18 protein-coding genes are annotated in these 22,749 nt (G+C 59.2%); 12 read left to right on the top strand and 6 right to left on the bottom strand.

Annotation, left to right across the window (positions count from 1 at the left end):
* Positions 1-145: 145 nt before the first annotated feature.
* From QPJ95_RS01470 to QPJ95_RS01455, 4 genes are all read left to right on the top strand, one after another.
* Entirely contained in the window at positions 146-1,663 is a 1,518-nt protein-coding gene (locus tag QPJ95_RS01470; RefSeq protein WP_270918837.1) for an ABC transporter ATP-binding protein, read from the top strand.
* On the top strand, positions 1,663-2,733 hold the full coding sequence (locus QPJ95_RS01465) for an ABC transporter permease (protein ID WP_270918895.1): 1,071 nt from the start codon (positions 1,663-1,665) through the stop codon (positions 2,731-2,733). The genes QPJ95_RS01470 and QPJ95_RS01465 overlap by 1 nt, the downstream gene beginning before the upstream one ends.
* The gene (locus QPJ95_RS01460; protein WP_286018229.1) at positions 2,733-3,674 is read left to right on the top strand and encodes an ABC transporter permease; all 942 of its coding nucleotides are present in this window, start codon (positions 2,733-2,735) and stop codon (positions 3,672-3,674) included. The genes QPJ95_RS01465 and QPJ95_RS01460 overlap by 1 nt, the downstream gene beginning before the upstream one ends.
* A 192-nt stretch (positions 3,675-3,866) precedes the next feature.
* Entirely contained in the window at positions 3,867-5,159 is a 1,293-nt protein-coding gene (locus QPJ95_RS01455; protein ID WP_270918835.1) for an amidohydrolase family protein, read from the top strand.
* Between the two features lie 20 nt (positions 5,160-5,179).
* On the opposite strand, the gene QPJ95_RS01450 is transcribed toward QPJ95_RS01455, so the two are convergent.
* Positions 5,180-5,962: a DeoR/GlpR family DNA-binding transcription regulator gene (locus tag QPJ95_RS01450; RefSeq protein WP_270918834.1), complete on the bottom strand. Its 783-nt coding sequence runs from the start codon at positions 5,960-5,962 to the stop codon at positions 5,180-5,182.
* 13 nt (positions 5,963-5,975) lie between these two features.
* A complete protein-coding gene (locus QPJ95_RS01445) occupies positions 5,976-6,779 on the bottom strand; it encodes an inositol monophosphatase family protein (protein WP_270918833.1) in 804 nt (267 codons plus the stop codon).
* Between the two features lie 462 nt (positions 6,780-7,241).
* Here QPJ95_RS01445 and QPJ95_RS01440 point away from each other — a divergent pair, with 462 nt between their 5' ends.
* From QPJ95_RS01440 to QPJ95_RS01430, 3 genes are all read left to right on the top strand, one after another.
* Positions 7,242-8,261, top strand: a complete 1,020-nt coding sequence (locus tag QPJ95_RS01440) for a putative 2-aminoethylphosphonate ABC transporter substrate-binding protein (protein WP_270918832.1) — start codon at positions 7,242-7,244, stop codon at positions 8,259-8,261.
* A 146-nt stretch (positions 8,262-8,407) separates the two neighbouring features.
* Positions 8,408-9,520 (top strand): putative 2-aminoethylphosphonate ABC transporter ATP-binding protein, encoded by a 1,113-nt coding sequence (locus QPJ95_RS01435; RefSeq protein ID WP_270918831.1) that lies wholly within the window; start codon positions 8,408-8,410, stop codon positions 9,518-9,520.
* Entirely contained in the window at positions 9,520-11,541 is a 2,022-nt protein-coding gene (locus QPJ95_RS01430) for a putative 2-aminoethylphosphonate ABC transporter permease subunit (protein ID WP_270918830.1), read from the top strand. Before QPJ95_RS01435 ends, QPJ95_RS01430 begins: the two co-directional genes overlap by 1 nt.
* Before the next feature lie 44 nt (positions 11,542-11,585).
* Here QPJ95_RS01430 and QPJ95_RS01425 read toward each other — a convergent pair whose 3' ends face one another.
* Entirely contained in the window at positions 11,586-12,452 is an 867-nt protein-coding gene (locus QPJ95_RS01425; RefSeq protein ID WP_270918829.1) for a LysR substrate-binding domain-containing protein, read from the bottom strand.
* 114 nt (positions 12,453-12,566) lie between these two features.
* Here QPJ95_RS01425 and QPJ95_RS01420 point away from each other — a divergent pair, with 114 nt between their 5' ends.
* From QPJ95_RS01420 to QPJ95_RS01400, 5 genes are all read left to right on the top strand, one after another.
* Positions 12,567-13,754 (top strand): 2-aminoethylphosphonate--pyruvate transaminase, encoded by a 1,188-nt coding sequence (locus QPJ95_RS01420; RefSeq protein ID WP_270918828.1) that lies wholly within the window; start codon positions 12,567-12,569, stop codon positions 13,752-13,754.
* Between the two features lie 18 nt (positions 13,755-13,772).
* Positions 13,773-15,017 carry a phosphonoacetate hydrolase gene (phnA, locus tag QPJ95_RS01415; RefSeq protein WP_270918827.1) on the top strand — a complete coding sequence of 415 codons (1,245 nt, stop codon included), beginning with the start codon at positions 13,773-13,775 and terminating at the stop codon, positions 15,015-15,017.
* A gap of 14 nt (positions 15,018-15,031) precedes the next feature.
* On the top strand, positions 15,032-16,480 hold the full coding sequence (gene phnY / locus QPJ95_RS01410) for a phosphonoacetaldehyde dehydrogenase (protein WP_270918826.1): 1,449 nt from the start codon (positions 15,032-15,034) through the stop codon (positions 16,478-16,480).
* 248 nt (positions 16,481-16,728) lie between these two features.
* Positions 16,729-18,087: a (R)-1-hydroxy-2-aminoethylphosphonate ammonia-lyase gene (gene pbfA / locus QPJ95_RS01405; RefSeq protein WP_270918825.1), complete on the top strand. Its 1,359-nt coding sequence runs from the start codon at positions 16,729-16,731 to the stop codon at positions 18,085-18,087.
* The gene (locus tag QPJ95_RS01400; protein WP_270918824.1) at positions 18,084-18,923 is read left to right on the top strand and encodes a DMT family transporter; all 840 of its coding nucleotides are present in this window, start codon (positions 18,084-18,086) and stop codon (positions 18,921-18,923) included. Before pbfA ends, QPJ95_RS01400 begins: the two co-directional genes overlap by 4 nt.
* 154 nt (positions 18,924-19,077) lie before the next feature.
* On the opposite strand, the gene QPJ95_RS01395 is transcribed toward QPJ95_RS01400, so the two are convergent.
* The 3 genes from QPJ95_RS01395 to QPJ95_RS01385 form a co-directional block, all read right to left on the bottom strand.
* On the bottom strand, positions 19,078-21,240 hold the full coding sequence (locus QPJ95_RS01395; RefSeq protein WP_270918823.1) for a methyl-accepting chemotaxis protein: 2,163 nt from the start codon (positions 21,238-21,240) through the stop codon (positions 19,078-19,080).
* Positions 21,241-21,372: 132 nt separating this feature from the next.
* Entirely contained in the window at positions 21,373-22,122 is a 750-nt protein-coding gene (gene cobF, locus QPJ95_RS01390) for a precorrin-6A synthase (deacetylating) (protein ID WP_270918822.1), read from the bottom strand.
* Between the two features lie 103 nt (positions 22,123-22,225).
* The gene (locus tag QPJ95_RS01385; RefSeq protein ID WP_270918821.1) at positions 22,226-22,726 is read right to left on the bottom strand and encodes a hypothetical protein; all 501 of its coding nucleotides are present in this window, start codon (positions 22,724-22,726) and stop codon (positions 22,226-22,228) included.
* Between the last annotated feature and the right edge of the window lie 23 nt (positions 22,727-22,749).

Here is a 22,749-nt window from a genome sequence, read left to right as displayed (position 1 = left end):
CGGCCGACAGGTCGGGCCGCGCCTGACCTTCCCGACACGCCATAGGCGTGCTTTCAGCACGACGAAGGCGCTTTGCACTTCCCCAAGGTCAGTCGCGGCTCTGTGTGGGGGAGCAAGCGTGTGGACCTGAATGCCAGAGAGACTTATGACACAGCCCAAAATCCTCTCATTAAACGCGCTGTCCAAGCGGTTTGGCTCCGTTGTGGCCAATGACAGCGTCAGTCTCGAACTGCACCGGGGCGAGGTTCTGGCCCTGCTGGGTGAAAACGGCGCTGGCAAGACGACGCTGATGAACATGCTGTTTGGCCACTATATGCCCGACGGCGGCTCTATCGACGTGGCCGCGCCCAGTGGCGACATGCAGCCGCTGCCCCTCGGCCATCCACAGGCGGCGCTGTCGGCGGGTATCGGTATGGTGCATCAGCACTTTACCCTCGCCGAAAACCTGTCGGCACTGGACAATATCACGCTGGGGTCCGAACCGCTGTTCTCCCTGCGCCGCGACCGGGCCGGGGCCCGCGCCAAGGTGCAGGGCATCATGACCCGCACCGGGTTGACCGCGCCGCTGGACACGCCGGTTGGCAAGCTGTCGGTGGGCGAGCGTCAGCGGGTGGAGATCCTCAAGGCGCTGTACCGCGATGCCCGCATTCTGGTGCTGGATGAACCCACCGCCGTGTTGACCCCGCAAGAGGCCGACACCCTTTTTGAAAACATCGGCGCCATGACCCGCGACGGGCTATCAGTGATCTTCATCTCGCATAAACTGCGCGAAGTGCTGGCGTTTTCCCACCGCATCGCGGTGCTGCGCCACGGTGTGAAGGTGGGCGAGATCGCCACCTCTGATGCGGATCAGCGGGTGATTGCCCGGATGATGGTGGGCGAGGACACCCCAACCCCAACCCGGGCCGCGATGAAACCCGGCGCCCCGGTGCTGGCACTGTCGGGCCTTGGACTGCGCAGCCATGCGGCGCGCGACAGCCTGACAGATGTAAACCTGACCGTACACGCCCATGAAATCCTCGGCATTGCCGGGGTGTCGGGCAATGGCCAGTCGGCACTGGCGGCCGTGATCTCAGGCCTGCGCCGCCCCGATAGCGGCAGCATTCAGGTCGATGGCGTCGAAATCCTGAACCCTGACCCCAAGGTCATGATCAAGGCCGGCGTCGGCCGCATCCCTGAAGACCGCCATCACGATGGTATCGTTGGTGCCATGTCGGTGGCCGAGAATATGATCATCGAGCGGTTGGATGATCCATTGGTACAGACCAATGGCTTGCTGAACCGCCACGCAATTGCGGCCAATGCCAAGACCCTCAGCCAGTCCTATGACGTGCGCGGCCCCGGTCCCGATGCTCCGGCCCGGCTGCTATCTGGCGGCAATATCCAGAAACTGATCCTGGCGCGGGTGTTTGAACAGAACGCCCGGCTGATCCTGGCCAACCAACCGATCCGAGGCCTCGACATGGGCGCCGCCGCCGAGGTCAGCCGCCGCCTGCTAGAGGCCCGCGCCGCCGGGGCAGGGGTGCTGCTGATATCTGAGGATCTGGACGAGATTCTGGGGCTGGCTGACCGCATCATGGTGATCCACGACGGCCAGTTGACCGAGATCAGCAGCCGCAACCGTGAAGACATTGGCCTGAAAATGGCAGGAGAGCACACATGATCCGTATCGAGCCACGCAACGCGCCGAGCCGGTTGATGACGCTGGGGGTGCCGGTGCTGTCTGCCGTAATCGCATTGGCCCTGGCCGCGATCCCACTGGCGCTGGCCGGGGCGGATATCACCGTGGCCTATGGTGAGATGGTCAAAGGGGTGTTTGGCTCGATGTTTGCGTTTTCCGAAATGCTGACCCGCGCCACACCGCTGATGTTCACCGGGCTTGCCGCCGCCTTGGCCTTTCGCGCCAAGCTGTGGAACATCGGTGCCGAGGGCCAGTTGTATCTGGGCGCCATGGCCGCCGTCGCCATTGGCGCCGGGGCCGTGGATATCCCCGGCATCTTCCTGATCCCATTGATCATTATCCTGGGCGCCGCTGCCGGGGCTGCTGGCATGGCGGTGCCTGCACTGCTGAAAACCCGCTTTGGTGCGGATGAGGTGGTGACAACCCTGCTGCTCAACTTCATCATTCTGATCTTTGTGCAGATGATGCTAGAGGGCGCGCTGAAAGACCCAATGGGGCTGGGCTGGCCGCAGTCTGCTCCGATCCTGGATCAAGGAATGTTGCCGCAGTTGATGCCGCGGATGCGCATGCACTCGGGTTTGATCCTGGCGCTGGTGCTGGCGGGGGTTGCCCAGTTCATGCTGGCGCGATCCGTTTGGGGGTTCCGGCTGCGCGCCGTTGGTGAAAACGCCGCCGCCGCGCGGCACGCAGGCATCGGCGTCAACCGCTCGCTGTTTGGCGTCGCGATCCTGTCCGGCGGTCTGGCCGGGCTGGCTGGCGTTAGCGAAGTGGCGGGGCTCAAAGGCTATCTGACGGCTGATCTGTCACCGGGCTTTGGCTATACCGGCATTGTCGTCGCCATGCTGGCGGGTCTGTCTCCGGTGGGCGTGGTGATCTCGGCGCTGTTCATCGCATCGGTATTTGTCGGCGCTGACAGTATGAGCCGCGCCATGGGGGTGTCGTCTTATCTGGCGGATCTGGTGGTGGCGATGTCGCTGCTCTGTGTGCTGGTTGGCGGCTTTGTCGCCCGCTATCGCATCACCCGCAGCAAACCCGCAGCGAGGGCCGCATGATGGATATCCTGCAAATTCTGCTGTCTGAGTCCTTCTGGGCCGCCTCCCTGCGTATTGCCACGCCGCTGATCTTTGGCGTTCTGGGGGCGCTGCTATGCGAAAAATCCGGGGTGCTGAACCTTGGCATCGAGGGTATCTTTGCCGCTGGCGCCATGTGTGGCTGGATGGCGGTCTGGCTGGGCGCGGGCCTGTGGGGCGGGGTTCTGGTCGCTGCCCTTGCCGGCGCGTTCTTTGGCCTGATCCACGGAATTCTGACAGTGCCGCTGGGCCTGTCGCAACATGTCTCCGGGCTGGGGGTGACGCTGTTTGCCACCTCGCTTAGCTATTTCACCTATCGCACGGCGCTTCCCACCGTGACATCGCCGCCTCGGATCGAACCGTTCCGGGCGCTCGACATCCCCATACTGTCGGACATTCCGTTTCTGGGCCCTGTGGTGTTCCAGCAAACCGCAATGACCATGCTGGCGCTGGCGATGGTGCTGCTGGTCTGGTACGTGCTGAACCGCACTGCGCTTGGCGTGGCCTTGCAGGCGGTTGGCGACAATCCTGACAGTGTCGACGCCCAAGGCCTGTCGGTCTATGGCCTGCGTATTGGCGCGGTGATGGCAGGATCTGCCCTGATGGCCCTGGGTGGTGCCTTTCTGACCATGTCGGCCTTTGATGCATTCTTTTTTGGTATGGTCAACGGGCGTGGCTGGATCTGCATTGCGCTGGTGATCTTTGCCAGCTGGAGGCCCGGTAAGGCGCTGCTGGGCGCACTGTTGTTCGGAGCATTTGACGCCCTGCAGGTCCGCTTGCAAACCGAGGTCGGCGCCATGGTGCCGGGACAGGTGTTTCTGATGGCGCCTTATGTATTGTCGATCATTGCACTGGTGCTGGCGGCCCGCAGGGCGGAATATCCGCGTGCGCTGCTAACGCCCTGGTTCAAAGGGCAACGGTAGAATGACCATTGCTAAGGGCGGCGCCCGACCCTGGGGCGAAGGCCGTCTTGCAAATGCTCCAGTGGAGCATTTGAGGCCGCAGCGGGCTTTAGCCCAGGAAGCACGAAGTGCGCCCTCCCGTGGGGAGGGTCGGGCGCTGCCCGGACCGCTTTGCGATCCGCACCTGAAAAAAACAAACACGCAGGTATCCAAATGTTCGATCTGATCCTCAAAAACGCCACCCTGCCAGATGGCCGCAGCGGCATAGACATCGCCTGCAAGGATGGCATGATCGCCGCCGTCGAGGCGAATATCACCGCCGAGGCGCAAGAGATTATCGACGCCACAGGCTATCTGGTGTCGCCGCCTTTTGTTGACCCGCATTTCCACATGGACGCCACCCTGTCGCTGGGCACCCCGCGCATGAACACCTCGGGCACCCTGCTTGAAGGGATCGCGCTGTGGGGCGAGCTGAAACCGATCCAGAGCGTCGAGGACATTGTCAGCCGCGCCCTGCGCTACTGCGATCTGGCGGTGTCGATGGGGATCGGCGCCATCCGCAGCCATGTGGACGTCTGCGACGATGCGCTGACCGGCGTGCAGGCGCTGATCGAGGTGCGCAAACAGGTGGCGCCCTATCTGGACCTGCAATTGGTGGCCTTTCCGCAAGACGGCGTGCTGCGCGACCCCACGGCGATGCAGAACCTGATCCGGGCGCTGGACATGGGCGTCGATGTGGTCGGCGGCATCCCACATTTTGAGCGCACCATGGCTGACGGGGCTGAATCTGTGCGCCAGCTCTGTGAAATCGCTGCGAAGCGCGGGCTGATGGTGGATATGCACTGCGACGAAAGCGACGACCCCCACAGCCGCCACATCGAAACGCTTGCCTATGAGACCCAACGGTTGGGGCTACAGGGCCGGGTGGCCGGCTCGCATCTGACCTCGATGCATTCGATGGACAATTACTATGTCTCCAAACTGATCCCGCTGATCGCCGAGGCACAGGTGCATGCGATCCCCAATCCGCTGATCAACATCATGCTGCAGGGCCGCCACGACAGCTATCCCAAACGCCGTGGCCAGACCCGGGTGCCACAACTGCGCGAGGCCGGCATCACCGTTGGCTTTGGCTCGGACTGTGTGATGGATCCGTGGTATTCGCTGGGTCGCGCCGATATGCTGGATGTGGCCTCGATGGGGTTGCATGTGGGGCAATTGTCCAGCCGCGCCGACATGACCTGGTGTTTTGAGGCAGTGACCAGCAATTCGGCCAAAATCATGGGGTTGCAGGGCTACGGGCTGCAAAAGGGCTGTGCTGCCAACATGCTGCTGCTACAGGCCCGCGACCCGATTGAGGCGCTTCGCCTGCGGGCCACCCGTCTGGCGGTGATCCGGGCTGGCAAAGTGATCGCCCGGACCGCGCCGCAATTGACAGAACTGGCCTTGCCCGGCAGACCAGCAGGGCTGAACCCGGCAGACTACGCGCCGCAACAGTCCAGCTAGGTGGTCACGACAGGATCGGGTTATTCAGCGATAATCAGCTGTTTAACCCGTTCAGCGACGCTGTGCACCAGATCCGGCTGCTTGCGGATCTGGGTATCCGTCACCAGCGTATCCATCTGCTCGAAGCGGCAATAGCGATAATTGCCATTGGCCGAGAACTTGGCCGCATCCGCCAAAACCGCATTCTCGCGGCTGTTCTCCAACATCGCCAGGGCAACGTCGGTTTCTTCCTCAGCCGCGTTCAAAGCCCCATATTGATGGTCGATCGCAGTGGGGGACACAAAGGCAATATCCGCCTGAATGCGCGAGATTTCACGGATTGTCTGCTGTCCGGAGGTGGCAAAATCAAACGCCGTCAGGCTGCCGCCGAGTAGGGTCACCCGGCTTGCAATGCGATTGGCGTCATACTCCCTCTGCAACCGGCCTGCCGCCTTCAGCGAATTGGAGATGACGTGCAACCCGTGAATGGAGCCCAACTGCTTGGCCAGGGAAATCGTGGTGCTGCCAGTGTCGAAAAAGATCACCTTGTGATCAGTGATCAGGTTGCAGGCGGCGCGGGCAATCGCCTTCTTTTCCTTGACGTTCAGTTTGGAACGCACATCCAGAGGCGGTTCCGAATGCGCATCCGCCGAGACCGCGCCGCCGTGTACCCGCCGCAACAGCCCCAGCGCCTCCATGTCCAGCAGATCCCGGCGCACCGTCTCACGCGACACCGACAGGTCATCGACCAGATCATCGGTGGTGACGCTCTGTAACTCTTCGAGCCGTCTGAATATTCTCTGATGTCTTTGGTTTTTCCACATGCTGCTATCTGTGTCAGATCTGTTGCAGTATTTCCAGCGCCGCCGCGTGCAATTGCGGCGTCGCGGCAGCAATCACCCGTCCGTCCGATCCCTGATGCAGGGTGTTGCCGGACCAGTCGGTAATAATGCCGCCGGCGCTTTCCACTACCGGGATGAGGGCGAAATAATCATAGGGTTCCAATTTTGCCTCGACCACCAGATCCACATGACCCGAGGCCAGCAACCCGTAAGAATAACAGTCACCGCCAAAGCGCGGCACCGCTGCCGTTTGCAACAGGATCTCGATCTTGGCCCGGTCGGCGGGCTCAAAATACAGGATATTGGTGGTATAGAACCGGGCTTGCGCTAGTGTTTCACAGCTTGAAACCCGGCAGTCCTGTTTGACCCCACTGCGATCCTCAAAAGTACAACCTTTTCCACAAATACCCAGCCATCTTTCCCGAATCGCGGGCATATCAATTAGGCCGATCTCCGGGCTCCCGTTGCGAAGCTTGGCCAGCAAGGTGCCCCAAATGGGCCATCCAGTGATAAAGCTTCGGGTTCCGTCGATGGGATCAACAACCCATAACTCCTCGGCATCCAGGTTCAGAGAGCCAAATTCCTCGCCCAGAAACCCGTGTGACGGATAGGTCTTCTCAACCATTCCACGCACAAAGGATTCGACGCTCCGGTCGATTTCAGTCACCGGGCTAAGGTCATTTTTCTCTACGATTTGAACATCTTTTCGGAATCCTGGCAGCGAAACCAACCGGGCTTGGTCCGCCAGATATATGGCGAATTCCACGGTGCTATCCGCGACGATGCGAGTATTGCTCATAGGGGGTCCCAATTGTGACTGATCTGGCCCGGCGTAAACATAGGCGTCTTGCCGTGCGGCGTAATTGCATCAAAGCTCTGATGAGCCCGGTTGTAGACAGAAAAACACAATTATGCAAGAAAACATAGAAATACACAGGACTACACACTAGGGTAACCTGATAGGAGGCTAAGAATCCCATGTGCTGGACGGCAGGTTCTGTCGTGATCTCAAGGTGTTGACTGCGGGCTGATACGCTTAGCCAAACTGTGATGGCGATCACTCGAAAGACACCTTCCCTGGTTGGGCCAATCAGGAATTGATCGAATGCTTAACTATAGGTTCTAGTAATGAAGTTGTAGGTTTAATCGATTTTTCTTGTTAAAAAATCATGCCAAACTGACCAAGGCTTCACATGGATCTTACAAAGGGGTGATCAACAACCCCGCATGAAGTTCATTAAGACTAACAGAGGAGACTAACATGAAACTTAAGGTATCAACTCTCACATCTCTGCTCGCGGGTGCGTTTTTTGCGTCATCACTTGCGGCTGAAACTGAGCTGACAGTCTACACCGCAGTCGAGGCCGAGGATCTGGCCCGCTATGCGGAGACCTTCAACAAGTCCAATCCAGATATTAAAATCAACTGGGTCCGCGATTCTACGGGTATCATTACTGCCAAGCTGCTGGCCGAGCGCGACAACCCGCAGGCCGATGTGGTCTGGGGACTGGCGGCGACCTCGCTGCTGCTGCTCAAGGCCGAAGGCATGCTCGAAGCCTATGCGCCTGCCGGTGTTGAAAAGCTCGACGCCAAATTTGTCGACGGCGACAACCCACCCGCTTGGGTTGGCATGGATGCCTGGGTGGCCTCTGTTTGCTACAACACAGTTGAGGCCGAAAAGGCTGGCCTGACACCGCCAACATCCTGGCAGGACCTGACCGACCCACAGTATGCCGGTCATCTGATCATGCCGAATCCGAACTCTTCGGGCACTGGCTTCCTCGACGTCTCCAGCTGGCTGCAGATCTTTGGTGAAGAGGGCGGCTGGGAGTACATGGACGCGCTGCACAACAACATCGCGCGCTATACCCACTCCGGCTCCAAGCCTTGTAAACTGGCCGCTGCCGGTGAAATCCCGATTGGCATTTCCTTTGCCTTCCGCGGTGCCAAATCCAAGGCCGCAGGCGCGCCACTGGACATCATCGTGCCAAGCGAAGGTGTTGGTTGGGACATGGAGGCCACCGCGATTGTAGCCGGTACCGCCAATCTGGAAGCAGCGCAGAAACTGGTTGATTTCACCGTCACCCTGGGTGCCAACGAGATGTATAACACCGGTTATGCGGTTGTTGCCTATCCCGGTGTTGCCAAGCCGGTGGAGCATTTCCCCGCCGGCCTGTTGGACGCGATGATCGACAATGATTTTGAATTCGCCGCCAACAACCGCGCCTCGATCCTGAAAGAGTGGCAGTCGCGTTACGACGGCAAGTCAGATCCCAAGTAAGAACTGACTCCTAAATAAGCACTGACGGACGGGGGGCAACCTTGCCCCTCGTTCCCCCTATCTCCCAAATTATTCCGGCAGCGTACGGTGGCCTTGGCCGCGACGTGTCGGCCCGTGCGCATAGCGCAGACCGAAGGACCAATCTCGTGACGCAAGCAACAGCATCTGGTGATCTCTATCTGAGCATCACTAACCTCTGGAAAGCCTTTGGCGATTTCCTGGCGCTCAAAGACATTTCCCTAGACATAAACGAGGGCGAGTTCATTTGTTTTCTGGGGCCCTCGGGTTGCGGAAAAACCACCCTGCTGCGCGCTATCGCCGGGCTGGATCTACAGACCAGGGGTCAGGTTTTGCAGGATGGCAAGGATGTGTCGAACCTGCCTCCCTCCGAGCGTGACTTTGGCATTGTGTTCCAGTCTTACGCCCTGTTCCCCAACCTGACGATCGAGAAAAACATCGCCTTTGGTTTGGAAAATACCGGCCGCGGCAAATCTGAAATCACCGCGCGGGTCAGTGAATTACTGCATCTGGTGGGCTTGCCCGAGCAGGGCAAAAAATACCCGGCGCAACTGTCCGGAGGCCAGCAGCAGCGCATTGCGCTGGCGCGCGCCATTGCCACCAATCCCGGCTTGTTGTTGCTGGATGAACCGCTGTCGGCACTGGATGCCAAGGTGCGGGTGCATTTGCGTCACGAAATCAAAGAGTTACAGCGCAAACTTGGCGTGACCACCGTTATGGTGACCCACGATCAGGAAGAGGCGCTGACCATGGCCGATAAGATTGTGGTGATGAACCAAGGGGTGATCGAACAGGTCGGCTCGCCCACTGAGATCTACCGCGAACCGGCCAATCTGTTTGTCGCCGACTTCATTGGTGAGATGAACCAGATCGACTCCACCGTAGCCTCTGACGGCCAGCTGTCGTTGGGGTCGGAAAACTATGCCTGCATCAGTCATAAATTTGCCGCCGGCAGCCCAGTGGTCGCCGCCATCCGCCCCGAGGACATCATCCCGCACGAGGCTGGCTTTGTCCCCGATGCACAAAACAGCAATTGCATCGAAGTCATGTTGAAGGAGATGGAATTCCTCGGCTCGTTCTGGCGCTGCCACCTGCACAGCGACCGCTTTGGCGCCTCTGAGCTGATCGCTGATTTCTCTATTAACGCGGTGCGCCGGCTAGAGCTGGGCGAGGGCAAGGCGATGGTTGTTGAACTGCCCGAAAACCGATTGATGGCCTTTGCCCGCCCGGAGGCTGTGTGATGACTGAGACAACAACTGACCTCACCACGATGCCACCCGGACCGGTGATCAAGGGCAAGCTGAGCCGCGATGACATCGTTATGCGCGGCGGTATGATTGTGATCGCGCTGTATCTGGTGGTGACCCTGGCGCTGCCGCTCTACGTGATGCTGTCCAAATCCTTCTCCACCTACCGGTTTGAGCTGTCACAATATGAAATGCAGGTGTCAGATCAGGATGGGGTGTTTGACGGCACGGTGTTGAACCCGGCGGATCTGAACGCTGCCGTGGGGGTCTTTGACAACGCCGATCTCAGCACCGGATCAGACGGTCGCCTGCCGGTGAGCAAACTATTCCCCGATTTCAGCTTCCGCAGCCCGGTGATGTACCAGATCCGCAATGCGCAGCCTGGCGGTCGGTTCCTCGTCGGCTCAACCCTGCATGACGAGTCCACCTGGCTCGAGCTGGACAGCAACAGTTTCCGCCGGGTGCAATTGCGGCCGATGAAATCCACCGGGTTGGACAATTTCAGCAATTATTTCTCAACCCCGGCTCTGTTCAACTCGATCAAGAACTCGCTGTTCATCGCGGTGATCAGCACCGTGGTCACCGTCACCCTGGCGTTCTGGTTCGCCTATGCGCTGAACCGCAGTTGCATGCGCTTTAAGGGCGCGTTCCGGCTGATTGCCATGGCGCCGATTCTGGTGCCGTCGCTGCTGCCCGGCATTGCGCTGGTCTATCTGTTCGGCAATCAGGGCATGCTCAAGGAGCTGCTGTTCGGCGCCAGTATCTATGGCCCGATCGGCATTATCATCGGCTCGGTGTTCTTCACCTTTCCACATGCTTTCCTGATCATTTCAACCGCGCTGGCGATCTCTGATGCCCGCCTGTACGAGGCGGCGGTGTCGCTGCGGGCCTCGCCCTGGCGCACCTTCTGGACTGTCACCATCCCCAGCGCCCGTTACGGGCTGATCTCGGCTGGCTTTGTGGTGTTCAATCTGGTGATCACCGATTTTGGCCTGCCCAAAGTGATCGGCGGTCAGTTCAATATGCTGGCGGTGGACATCTACAAACAGGTGATCGGCCAGCAGAACTTTGAGATGGGCGCGGTGGTGTCGGTGGTGCTGATTGTGCCGGCGATCTTTGCCTTTGCGCTGGATCGTTATGTGCAGAGCAAACAGGTGGCCACCCTGTCGGCGCGCTCAGTTCCGTTCCAGCCCAGCCCAGACGCAAAAATGGACCGGATCTTTCTGATCTATTCCAGCCTGGTTGGCATCTTCATCATCGGTATCCTGGCGGTCTGCCAGTTTGCGGCGCTGATCAAATTCTGGCCCTACGATCTGTCGCTCAGCCTGAACAACTATCAGTTCGACAAGATGGACGGCGGCGGTTGGGCCTCGTATTACAACTCGATCAAACTGGGTCTGCTGACGGCAGTCATCGGCACCTCGGTGATCTTTTTCGGCGCCTATCTGGTGGAGAAATCCAATGGCTTTCGTGTGGGGCGCTCGCTGTTCCAGATGATCGCAATGCTGCCGATGGCGATCCCCGGAATGGTGCTGGGCCTGGCCTATATCTTTTTCTTCAACAATCCGGCCAATCCGCTGAACTGGATCTACGGCACCATGGCCATTCTGGTGATCTCGGCTGTGACGCACTTTTACACGGTGTCGCACCTGACGGCAGTGACGGCGCTGAAACAGATGGACCGCGAGTTTGAATCGGTGTCGGCCTCGCTCAAGCAGCCAACCCTGAAATTGTTCAGCCGGGTGACGGTGCCGGTTTGCCTGCCGGCGGTGCTGGATATCTCGATCTACCTGTTCGTCAATGCGATGACGACAGTGTCGGCGGTGGTGTTCCTCTATTCACCCAAAACCTCGCTCGCCTCGATCGCGGTGCTGAACATGGATGATGCGGGCGATATCGCTCCGGCGGCGGCGATGGGGATGATGATTTTCTACACCAACGCAGGTGCGCGCATTATCCACCTGATTGCCTCCAAGGGCATCCTGCGCCGCACCCAGGCCTGGCGCGCCCGCTAAGCCATTCTAAACGCCCCCCGCCAATGAATTTTGGTGGGGGGCTGTTAACCCTGCAGGCTGCGGGCGCAGTCCATGAATGAGCGGATGACTTTGACATCCCGGCGCTGCGATAGATGCACCAGAGATTCACTCATGTTGATGTTCAAACCGTCAATCTTTAGCGGCACTAACCGCGCGTCGCTGCCAAATTCCGCCCTTGAGACAAAGCCAATGCCAGCCCCCGAAGCCACAACCTCGCGCCCCGCCTCACGGCCTTCGGCCTCAATCGCCGGCAGCAGCGTGATGCCCTGCTTCGCCGCCTCCTGAACCAGTTTCTCGCGGGTCTTTGAGCCAACCTCGCGAAAAATCAGCGGCATAGTCGCCAGTTCTTTCAGCGTCACCGAGGTCTTGCCCGCTGGCAACAGATCCTTGCTGGCAAAGCCGATGATCTCGGTTGCGCCCAGATCCAGCATATCCATGTCCTTGCCCGGCGATGGGCTGCCGGCCACACCAATCTCGGCGTTATAGGCGCGCAACTCTTCCAGGATTTCTTCGGTATTGCCGACCCGCAGGCTCAGGGTGACATTGGGATAGCGCTGGCGATAGAGGCGCAGGATATCGGTGACGTGATGCGCCGAATCCGCGACGATGCGCAGGGTTCCGTGCACCGCAGCGCTGGTTTCAGTCAGGTAATCATGGATCTGCAGCTCGATCTCGAAATACTGTTTTGTCCGCAGGAACAACTGGTGGCCGGCCTCGGTCAATTGCACTCGCTTGCGGTCGCGACTGAACAGCAACACATCATGCTGCTGCTCCAGTTTGCGCACCTGCTCCGAGATCGCCGGCTGGGTCAGGTGCAGCGCTTCAGCCGCGCGTGAGAACCCGCCCAACAGCGCCACATGGTGAAAGGCTTTCAACTGGCTATGGCGCATTTTCCGGTCTCCGTTTTGATATAAGCAGGGCTTATAAAGTGATCGTTATTTGCAATTTTACATATAGATCTGAATGCCGCAATGCTAGCCATGAAACGAGTGCCGGAGATCATTATGACTAGCCCAAACAGCACGCTTCCAGCCCCCCGATTGGGCGAGCCATATTTGTTGACACCGGGGCCGTTGACGACCTCATTCCCGGTAAAAGAGGCGATGCTGCGCGACTGGGGCAGCTGGGACGATGACTTTCGCGCCATGACCGCCGAAATGCGCCGCCGTCTTTTGGCGATGCTGGGGCAGGGGGCAGAGGATTTTGACTGCGTGCCAATGCAGGGCAGCGGCACCTTCTCGGTTGAGGCGATGCTGGGCAGCTTTGTGCCGCGTGACGGCAAGGTTCTGGTGCTGGCCAATGGCGCCTACGGCCAGCGAACAGTACAGACCCTTGAGTATCTGGGCCGCGATCACGTGGTGTTGGACAAAGGCGATTATCTGCCACCGCGCGGCGATGAAGTGGCGCAAATTCTGGCCGATGACCCGGCGATCACCCATGTGGTGGCGATCCACTGCGAAACCAGCTCGGGCATCTTGAACCCGGTCGAGGAAATCTCGCAGGTGACCTATGCTGCGGGCCGCAAACTGCTGGTCGACAGCATGTCGGCCTTTGGCGCGATCCCACTAGAGGTGGCGCAGGTCAGATACGAGGCGCTGGTGTCCTCGGCCAATAAATGCATCGAGGGCGTTCCCGGATTTGGCTTTATCATCGCCCGCAAAAGCGAGCTGGAAGCGGCCAAGGGCAACAGCACCTCGATGAGCCTGGATGTGCATGCGCAATGGGCCACAATGAACAAAACCGGCCAGTGGCGGTTCACCCCGCCCACCCATGTGGTGGCCGCCTTTCTTGTGGCGCTGCGCGCCCACGAGGCCGAGGGCGGGGTTGAGGGCCGTGGCGCACGCTATGCCCGCAACCGTGATGTGATGGTGGCCGGCCTGCGCGGCTTGGGCTTTGAAACCCTGCTCAAAGACCGCTGGCTGTCGCCGATCATTGTGACCTTTTTCTGCCCGGAGGATCCAAAATTCGTCTTTGCCGAATTTTACGCTCTGATGAAGGCAAAGGGCTTTATCATCTATCCTGGCAAGCTCACCGTGGTGGACAGTTTCCGCGTCGGCTGTATCGGTCAGATGGATGAACATGTTATGCGGCAGGTGGTTGCCGCAGCTAGGGATACTCTGGCAGAGATGGGCGTGAAATCCGCGACCCCTCCGGCCCGAGCACTGGAAGAACGCGCCAAGCTGGCGGCCTGAAGACACAAAGGAAGACCCATGACTATTCAATCCCCTATCGAAGCCAACGGCCGCATCTATCCCACCCCCAAGGTTTGCGCGATTGCGATCTGTCTGGACGGCTGCGAGCCGGAATACCTGGACAAGGCCATCGCCGATGGTCTGATGCCAACGCTGAAGCGCATGCGCGAGACCGGCACCAACCGGCTGGCCCACTCGGTGATCCCGTCCTTCACCAACCCCAACAATCTGTCCATCGCCACCGGCCGCCCGCCAAGCGTTCACGGCATCTGCGGCAATTTTCTCTACGAGCCGGAAACCGGTGAAGAAGTGATGATGAACGACGTGCGCTTCCTGCGCGCCCCCACCGTGTTCGCCAAATTCTACGAGGCCGGCGCCAAGGTGGCGATTGTTACCGCCAAGGACAAGCTGCGCGCATTGCTGGGGGCAGGCCTGTCGTTCGACGATGACCGCGCCAAATGTTTCTCGGCCGAGAAATCGGACACTTCCACCGTCGCCGTGCACGGTCAGGACGCCGCCAGCACATGGCTGGGCATGGCGCAGCCCGAGGTCTATTCGGCTGATCTGTCGGAATTTGTCTTTGCTGCGGGTGTCAAACTACTGGCGGATTGGCAGCCGGACGTGATGTATCTGACCACCACCGACTACGTGCAGCACAAATACGCACCCGATCAGGCGGATGCAAAATCCTTCTATGAAATGTTCGACAAGTACCTGACCCAGCTGGATGAAATGGGCGCTGCGATTGTTGTTACCGCCGATCACGGTATGAAACCCAAGCACCTGGCTGATGGCTCTCCCGCCGTGATCTATGTGCAGGACGTGCTGGACGAATGGCTGGGCGAGGCCGCGGCGCGGGTGATCCTGCCGATCACCGACCCTTACGTCGTACACCACGGCGCGCTGGGGTCCTTTGCCACCGCCTATCTGCCCGAAGGCGCCGACCGCAACGACGTCATTGCCCGGCTGCAAGCCATCGACGGCATGACCGATGTTCTGACCCGCGAACGTGCGGTTGAGAAGTTTGAACTGCCCGCCGACCGCATTGGCGATATCGTGATGGTCTCCGGTGAAAACATCTGCATCGGCACCTCTGAACACCGCCACGATCTGGCGGCGCTGAACGAACCGCTGCGCAGCCACGGTGGATTGACCGAGCAGGTGGTGCCCTTCATCGTCAACCGGGTGATTGATCTGGGCAATAAGCCGGATCTGCGCAACTTTGATGCTTTGTTTTACGCCACCACTGCAGCGGCGCTTTGAGGGTGGACGGAACCATGAGCAAAACAGAAATCCGACACGAAGGTATGCGCATCGGTGGAGAGATTGTCTTTACCGACGCGGTCATCGAGGTGAAGTATCCCTATACCGATGAGGTGATCGGCACAGTGCCTGCGGGCACTGCCGAACACGCCAAGCGGGCCTTTGAAATCGCCGCTGCCTACAAGTCCAAACTCAGCCGCTATGAGCGCAGCCAGATCCTGCAGCGGGCGGGTGAGCTGATCGGCGAACGGCGCGAGTATCTGGCCAAATGGCTGGTGCTGGAGCTGGGCATCTGCCACCAGCACGCCCTGTATGAGACCAAGCGGGCGCAGGATGTCTATCAGTTTGCCGCGTCACAGGCGCTGCAGGACGATGGCCAGATTTTCTCGTGCGATCTGACCCATAACGGTAAAGAGCGCAAAATCTTTACCAAGCGGGAGCCGGTGCGGGCGATCAGCGCGATCACCCCGTTCAACCACCCGCTGAACATGGTCAGCCACAAGATCGCGCCGTCGATTGCCACTAACAATTGCATGGTGTGCAAACCAACCGAGCTGACTCCGCTGACGGCGATCGCGCTGGCCGACATTCTGTACGAAGCCGGGTTGCCGCCGGAAATGTTCCAGATTGTCACCGGCTTGCCGCAGGATATCGGCGAAGAGATGATGCTTAATGAAAATATCGACATCATCACCTTCACCGGTGGGGTGCCAGTGGGCAAGCTGATCGCCTCCAAGGCGGGCTATAAACGTCAGGCGCTGGAGCTGGGCGGCAATGACCCGCTGATCATCTGCAACGATTTGACGGACGAAGATCTGGAAAAGGCCGCCACAATCGCTGTGGCTGGGGCCACCGGCAACTCGGGCCAGCGTTGCACTGCGATCAAACGTATTCTGGTTCAGCACTCCGTCGCCGACAGGTTTGTGCCTTTGGTGCTGGAAAAGGCCAAGGCGATCAAGTTTGGTGACCCGCAGGATCCTGAGACACAACTGGGCTGCGTGATCCATGCGCAGGCGGCTGAATTGTTTGAGAACCGCGTCTATCAGGCCGAAAAAGAGGGCGCCAAAATCCTCTATCATCCGGGTCGGCGCGGCGCCTTGTTGCCGCCCATCGTGGTCGATCACGTGCCCCATGACAGCGAATTGGTGATGGAAGAAACCTTTGGCCCGATCATTCCGATCGTGCGGGTGCCTGACGATGATGTTGAGGTGATGGCGATCTCCAACTCGACCGAATTCGGCTTGTCGTCAGGGGTCTGCACCAACGACCTGAACCGGGCGATATCCTATATCAACGGGCTCGACGTGGGCACCTGCAACATCTGGGAACAGCCCGGCTACCGGATTGAGACCTCTCCATTTGGCGGCATCAAAGACAGCGGCAATGCCGTCAAGGAAGGCGTCACCGAGGCGATGAAGTTCTTCACCAACGTCAAGACCTACTCGCTGCCCTGGCCCAATTAAGATCCAGTTATCAAGGGTCGCGCAAGACCCGCCTGGCGGTGCGTGCGAGCACGCACCCTACACCAACCTGGCCGGTCGCTTCATCTGGCCAGAAATATCCCGGGGGTGAATGAGGGGCCAATTGCTTGGCCCCTCAGAGGGGGCTGGCCCCCTTTGTCCTAGAGGCGAGGAAATCCCGCCAAATCCGTGACGCAGAAGTATTTGACATGGCTCCACTGCTGGGGCTCAAGTTATGAGTCGAGGTCCAAATGAAAATCAAACTTGTTCACACCGAAGGGGAGTCCAATACCTCGGACGCCCGCAAGATCTGGCTGAAGCAATCCATCGGGCCAAAATCCGCGCCGCTTCTGGCCCGCGATTCAGATGCCTTTCTGCATCAAAGCCTGTCCAGCCCCTGCGTCAGCACCATCGCACGCGCGGATGGCATCTGGATCGAGGACATGGACGGTCGCCGGTTGATGGATTTCCACGGCAACTCGGTGCATCACATCGGCTATGGCCATCCCAGACTGGTGGCGGCGATCAAGGCGCAACTGGATGATCTGCCCTTTGCGCCGCGCCGCTTTACCAATGATCCAGCGGTGGAGCTGGCCGAGAAACTGGCCGAGATTGCCCCCGGAGATCTGTGCAAAACCCTGTTTACCACCGGTGGTTCCGACGCCAACGAGGTAGCGTTGAAAATTGCCCGCGCCGCAACGGGGCGTTTCAAAACCATATCGTTCTGGGATGCCTTTCACGGCGCCGGCATGGGGGCGTCCTCGGTTGGCGGCGAGGCGACGTTTCGCAGCCATATCGCCGGGCCCCTGTTGCCGGGATGCGAACATGTGGCACCGTTCCACCCCAGCCGTTGCCCCTATGGTCACAAAACGCTGGAAGACAGCGCCATGGCCTGTGCCAATATGATCGACTATGTGCTGGAGCGTGAAGGCGATGTATCTGCCGTCATCGCCGAGGCGATGCGGGCGGTGCCAATCGTGCCGCCTCCGGGGTTCTGGAAGGCCGTGCGTGCGGCCTGTGATCGCCACGGTGCCCTGCTGATCCTGGATGAAATCCCCACCGGTCTGGGCAAAACCGGCAAGATGTTTTGCTGCGAACATGACGGGATCGTGCCGGATATCCTGACGGTGGGCAAAGCCCTGGGCGGTGGTATTCTGCCCATCGCTGCCTGCATTGTGCGCCCTGAACTGGATGTCTGCGGTGACTTTGCCATCGGTCACTATACCCACGAGAAAAACCCGGTCACTGCACGGGCCGCTCTGACTACCATCCAGATCATCCAGGACGAGGGTCTGGTGGACCGCGCAGCTGAACTTGGGCACTACGCGCTTGAGCGGCTGCATGATCAGTTGGGCGATTGTCCCATCGTCAGCGATATTCGCGGTCGGGGCCTGATGTTCGGCATTGAGATCGTCACTGACCGCACCGATAAAACCCCTGACGTTGCTCGGGCTGAGATGATCTACTATGCCTCACTGGCCGCCGGACTCAGCTTTAAAATCTCGGCGGGTTCCGTGTTGACCTTGTCGCCACCGCTGACGATTTCGCGCGGGGATCTGGACCGGGCACTGGATATCGTTGTCACCGCAATCAAGGATTCCCTGGGGTGAGCAGCACAATTGTTCTTATCGTTCTGGGGGCTGCCTTTTTGCACGCGTTCTGGAATGCGGTGGTCAAAGGGGCAGGCGACAAGACCCTCACCCTGGGTCTGATCGCGCTGGGGCACGTGGGGCCGGGGCTTATTCTGGTCACCATGTTCCCGTCTCCGGGCTGGGATGTGCTGCCCTATGTGATTGCGTCTACGGTGATCCACTGGGGATATTATTTCCTGCTGAACGTGGCGTATCGGCTGGGCGATCTAAGCATGATCTACCCGATCACCCGAGGCATGTCGCCGGTGCTGATTGCGCTGGGGGCGCAGTTTTGGCTGGGCGAGACATTGCCCGCCTTGGCCTGGGGCGGGGTGCTGATCATTTCGGCAGGTGTTTTGATCCTGACCAAGGGGATCGTGCGCGGCGGCATGTCGCGCAAAGGGATTGCGGCGGCGATGGCGGCGGCGGTGATCGTTGCGTCGTATTCCCTAGTGGATGGCGTTGGGGTGCGTCTTGCGGACAATGCCATGGGCTACATCGGCTGGCTCTATATCTCGGAACTGACAGTGGCAGTATTTGTCTTCTCGACCCGCTGGCAGCGGCTGAGAGAGATGTCACTGAAAAGCTGCGCCTTGGGATATCTGGGCGGGGTGCTTTCGGGCACGGCCTACGGGCTGGTGCTCTATGCCAATACAATGGCGCCGCTTGGCATGGTCTCGGCGGTGCGCGAGACCTCTGTTATTTTTGCCGCGATGATTGGGGTGATGTGGTTTGGCGAGGGCCCCAAACGCCGCCGTCTGCTGGCGGCGGTTGTGGTATCTGTGGGCATCATCTGCATCGGATTGACCAAATAGCGCCGCGAAAAGAGGGCGATTTCCACGGGGTTCACCGGTGTTTCTGCTCCAGCGAGATTGGCTGAGCTCAATCAAGACCCGGTGGCCACTGTCATGGCGCATCAGGACCACGACCGGTCACAGACTTGAACCAGCCGTGGCTGTTGCCCTGAGGTCAGAATTCCTGCCAATCGCCGGCCTTCAATCCGACCACTTTGGCGGGCTTGACTGTTGTGTTTTCCTCTAGCTCCCAGTTGGCCTTTGGGCTTGAGCGGTTGGATCGGCTGACGGCTCGGTGGCTGTTTTTGCTAATTTTGAACTGGGCCACCATGGCTGCCAGCTTGCTGGCATTGTCGTTCAGCAAATGACCTGCGGCGGTTGCCTGTTCGACCATGGCGGCGTTTTGCTGGGTCACCTGATCCAGCTGGGTGACGCCAATATTGATCTCGCCCAGACCGGTTGACTGTTCAGCAGAGCCTTCGGCGATTTCGGTGACGAGTTGTGAAATGTGATTGACCCGATCAACGATATTCCCCAGCGCCTTGCCCGCCTGACCGACCAGATCGACGCCGTTTTCCACGTGGCGCGCGCTGTCGTTTATCAGTGATTTGATCTCGGTTGCAGCATCCGAGGAGCGTTGCGCCAAGGCGCGCACCTCAGAGGCGACAACGGCAAAGCCCCGGCCTGCCTCGCCGGCGCGGGCCGCTTCGACACCGGCATTCAGGGCCAGCAGGTTGGTCTGAAAGGCAATGTCGTCAATCACACTGATGATCTGCGATATGCGGCCGGAGGATTGTTCGATCTGCTTCATCGCCGAAACGGTTTTCTGCACAACTTCACCACTGTTTGTAGCCTCCTGACGGGCCTCATCCATGATGATTTCGACACTATGAGCGCCTTCGGCCGAGGATTTCACCGAGACGGTCATCTGCTCCAGTGCAGCGGCGGTTTGTTCCAGCGTTGCGGCCTGGCTTTCGGTGCGGTTGGACAGGTCGTCCGAGGCCTGACTTATCTCAGCGGCGCCACTGCGAATGCTGTCAGCGGCATCGACCACTTGCTCGACCGTGGTTCTTAGGGTGGCGACCGTTGTGTTGAAACTTTCGCGCAGCTGTTCATAGTCCCGTGGGAAGATGTCGTCGATTGTGCAGTTCAGATCGCGCGCCGCCAGTCGGGACAGATGCTGGTCAAGGCGGCCAATGACAGCGCCGCGATCTGCCACCCGTTCCTGTTCGATAGAGGTCAGCCTGTCCTCGGCCGTCTTCAACGCCGCGCGGGTGATATTCATGGCTCGGCTCAGATGACCAATTTCGGTTTTTGACTCCATGAACGCAGGTTCAAAGTCGAATTCCTTATGCGCCAGCTTGTCCAGATCCTTTTGCAAAGCGCCAAATTGTCTGGTGAATGTCAGGATCAGGCGCACACCAATTGCGGTGCTGGCCAACACGGACAGAAGGACCAGCGTTATAGTGATCAGCAGGGCGGTTCTGGCGGACTGGGCCTGTTGTCCGGCCAATGCGTCCATGTTGGCGGCGATCATATTTTCAACAGAGTGCAAATAGGTCAACCAGCTTGTCGCGCGGCTGAACCATTCCTGTGCCGTCAAGTCTGGAACCGGGCCGTTTGGCCCAGCCGCCAGCACTGCTGAGCGGATGTCTTGCAGGCGGCTTTGACGCAGGCCTTTGGCAAAATCCAGATCGGCAAAATACTCGCCCAGTGTCAGGCTCGCAAGGCGCAGCAGCTGCGCCTCGGTGGCGCCTTTTTCGGCAAATTTTTGATAGGTGGGCAGCTCAAACCGGCCAAGTCCAAAACCTGTGGCACCCGCAGCGCGCTGCACGCCTGCGGCTTCCTTGGCGGTGCTCAATGCAATCAAACCAGATCCAATTTGCACAATTTCTGGATTGTCCTGCAGAACCAGCTGGCCGCCAACCTGGGTCAGAATCTGGTTGATAACACCAGAATAATAAGCTGCCATCTGCGGCGTGTTGATGGTGAGCGCGTCAACAGATTTCCGCATCTCGTTCATTTTGGTGAGTTGAGGGAACAAGCCAATTGTTGACGCTGGGGTCTTGGCCAGTGACGCCTTGGTCGCAAGTCTGGTTTTCACCAGTTCGTTTTTGAAAACAGTCCCTTGCGACGATATCAGAGCGGCTGATTGACCCCGTTCCACTTGCAGGAAGTGCACAAGGTTGATCAGCGTAAGGGCCTCATGTGTTTCTGACTGTATCGTTTGGGCACTGCGGTACCGGTCTAAGTCGGCGGACCCTTTCAGACCTCCTATGAAAACAAGAACAATAAGCGGCAGGGTAACAAGCAATAGAATTTGGGATCGCAGTGACATCGTGCGATGCTCCTTTTACGGGTGAGACGTCAGATTTGATCTGTCCATTCTCACGTAAAGGATAATGTTCGATTACTGTAAAAGATGCCAAATAGAGATATGATTTACGGCGCGCCAGTGGGCAGAGGCGGGTTATTTCCGCAGCAGGTAGATATCCATGATCCAGCCGTGATCGGCGCGGGCGCGGGCGCGGGTGGCTATGATCTGATCGGCAACCTCGCTCAACAGACCAGAGACCATGATCTCTTCACGCATGCCTGCGTAGGCCGACCACCAGATCTGCACCCCGGTGGCGTCGATGCTTTGAAACGAGCAGTCGCCGTCCAGCATGACAACCAGCGTGTCGGCACTGTCGGGCCAGCCGTGGTCGCGCAGCTGGCGGCCGGTGGTGACGGTAAAGGGAGCGCCGATTTCATTGACGGGAATGGCGTGCGAGGCGGTCAGCGCCTGGATCGAGGTGACGCCGGGGATCACCGTCAGGGCGACCTGTTGCTGGCGTTGCAGCCGAGTGGCGATGCGCATGGTGCTGTCATACAGCGACGGGTCGCCCCAGACCAGAAATCCAACCTTGCCACCGCTGGGCAGCTGCGCCGCAATTGTCTCACTCCAAACCACGGCAATGGCGTCGTGCCAGTCGTCAACACGCTGGCGGTAATCCGGTGTCTTGGGGTCGCGGCCGGGCAGGTCGAACTCGGCGATTTTGACCTTTTCGTTGGTGATCACCTGATCGCAGATTTGACGGCGCAGCCCGGCCAGATCATCTTTGCCGGCGCCCTTGTTGGGGATCAGGATCAGATCAACCGCATTCAGCGCGTCAATCGCCTGCAAGGTCAGATGTTGCGGGTTGCCGGTGCCGATACCAATCAGTGTCAGGTCGATCATTGCTGGTCTCCAGAAACGAGAGGGCGCGCCTGACCTTGGGGAGGTGCAAAGCGCCTTCCCGGGGGGAAGGTCAGGCGCGGCCCGGCGGTGCCGGGCCAACACGTTATTTGACTTGTATTGTAACCGCTGCATCCACCGGGGTATTATCCACCGTCAGTGGACTGTGACTGTTGCCGTTGAGCGAGACTTTCACCTCGACCTCGCCTTTGGGCAGCTCACCGATGTGCAGCCAGTTGCCGTATAGGCGGCCCAGCTTGATGCCGTTGATATAGACATGCGCATGACCTTCGCCGTCGATATCGGTGGTCGAGGCATGCTCGGGGGCAAAGCGGAAATTCTGCGGCATAACCTGCAGGTTCCATCCGGCCATTGGGTCTTTGGTGAGTTTGATTTCCAGACCGGGGGCATCAGCCCCGGCGGGCAGGTTCACAGCATTTGCGTGATCGTGGCTGGTCATCTCGGCCTGCATTTCCATGCCAGCATGTTGAGATGGATCTGCGTGGTCGTGACCTTCGAAAGTGACGCCATTACCGGCAGCAATCACAAAACCAGCGCCGCCTCCAAAAAGGAGACCAATTGCAAATAGGGCGAGTGGGCGGGACATTTATTTTTCCTCAAAACAAAGAA

It is taken from the genome of Parasedimentitalea psychrophila (assembly GCF_030285785.1).
GTDB classification, from domain to species: domain Bacteria; phylum Pseudomonadota; class Alphaproteobacteria; order Rhodobacterales; family Rhodobacteraceae; genus Parasedimentitalea; species Parasedimentitalea psychrophila.
Note: the sequence above shows the minus strand (reverse complement) of the source record. Positions and strands in the feature narration are given on the sequence as shown.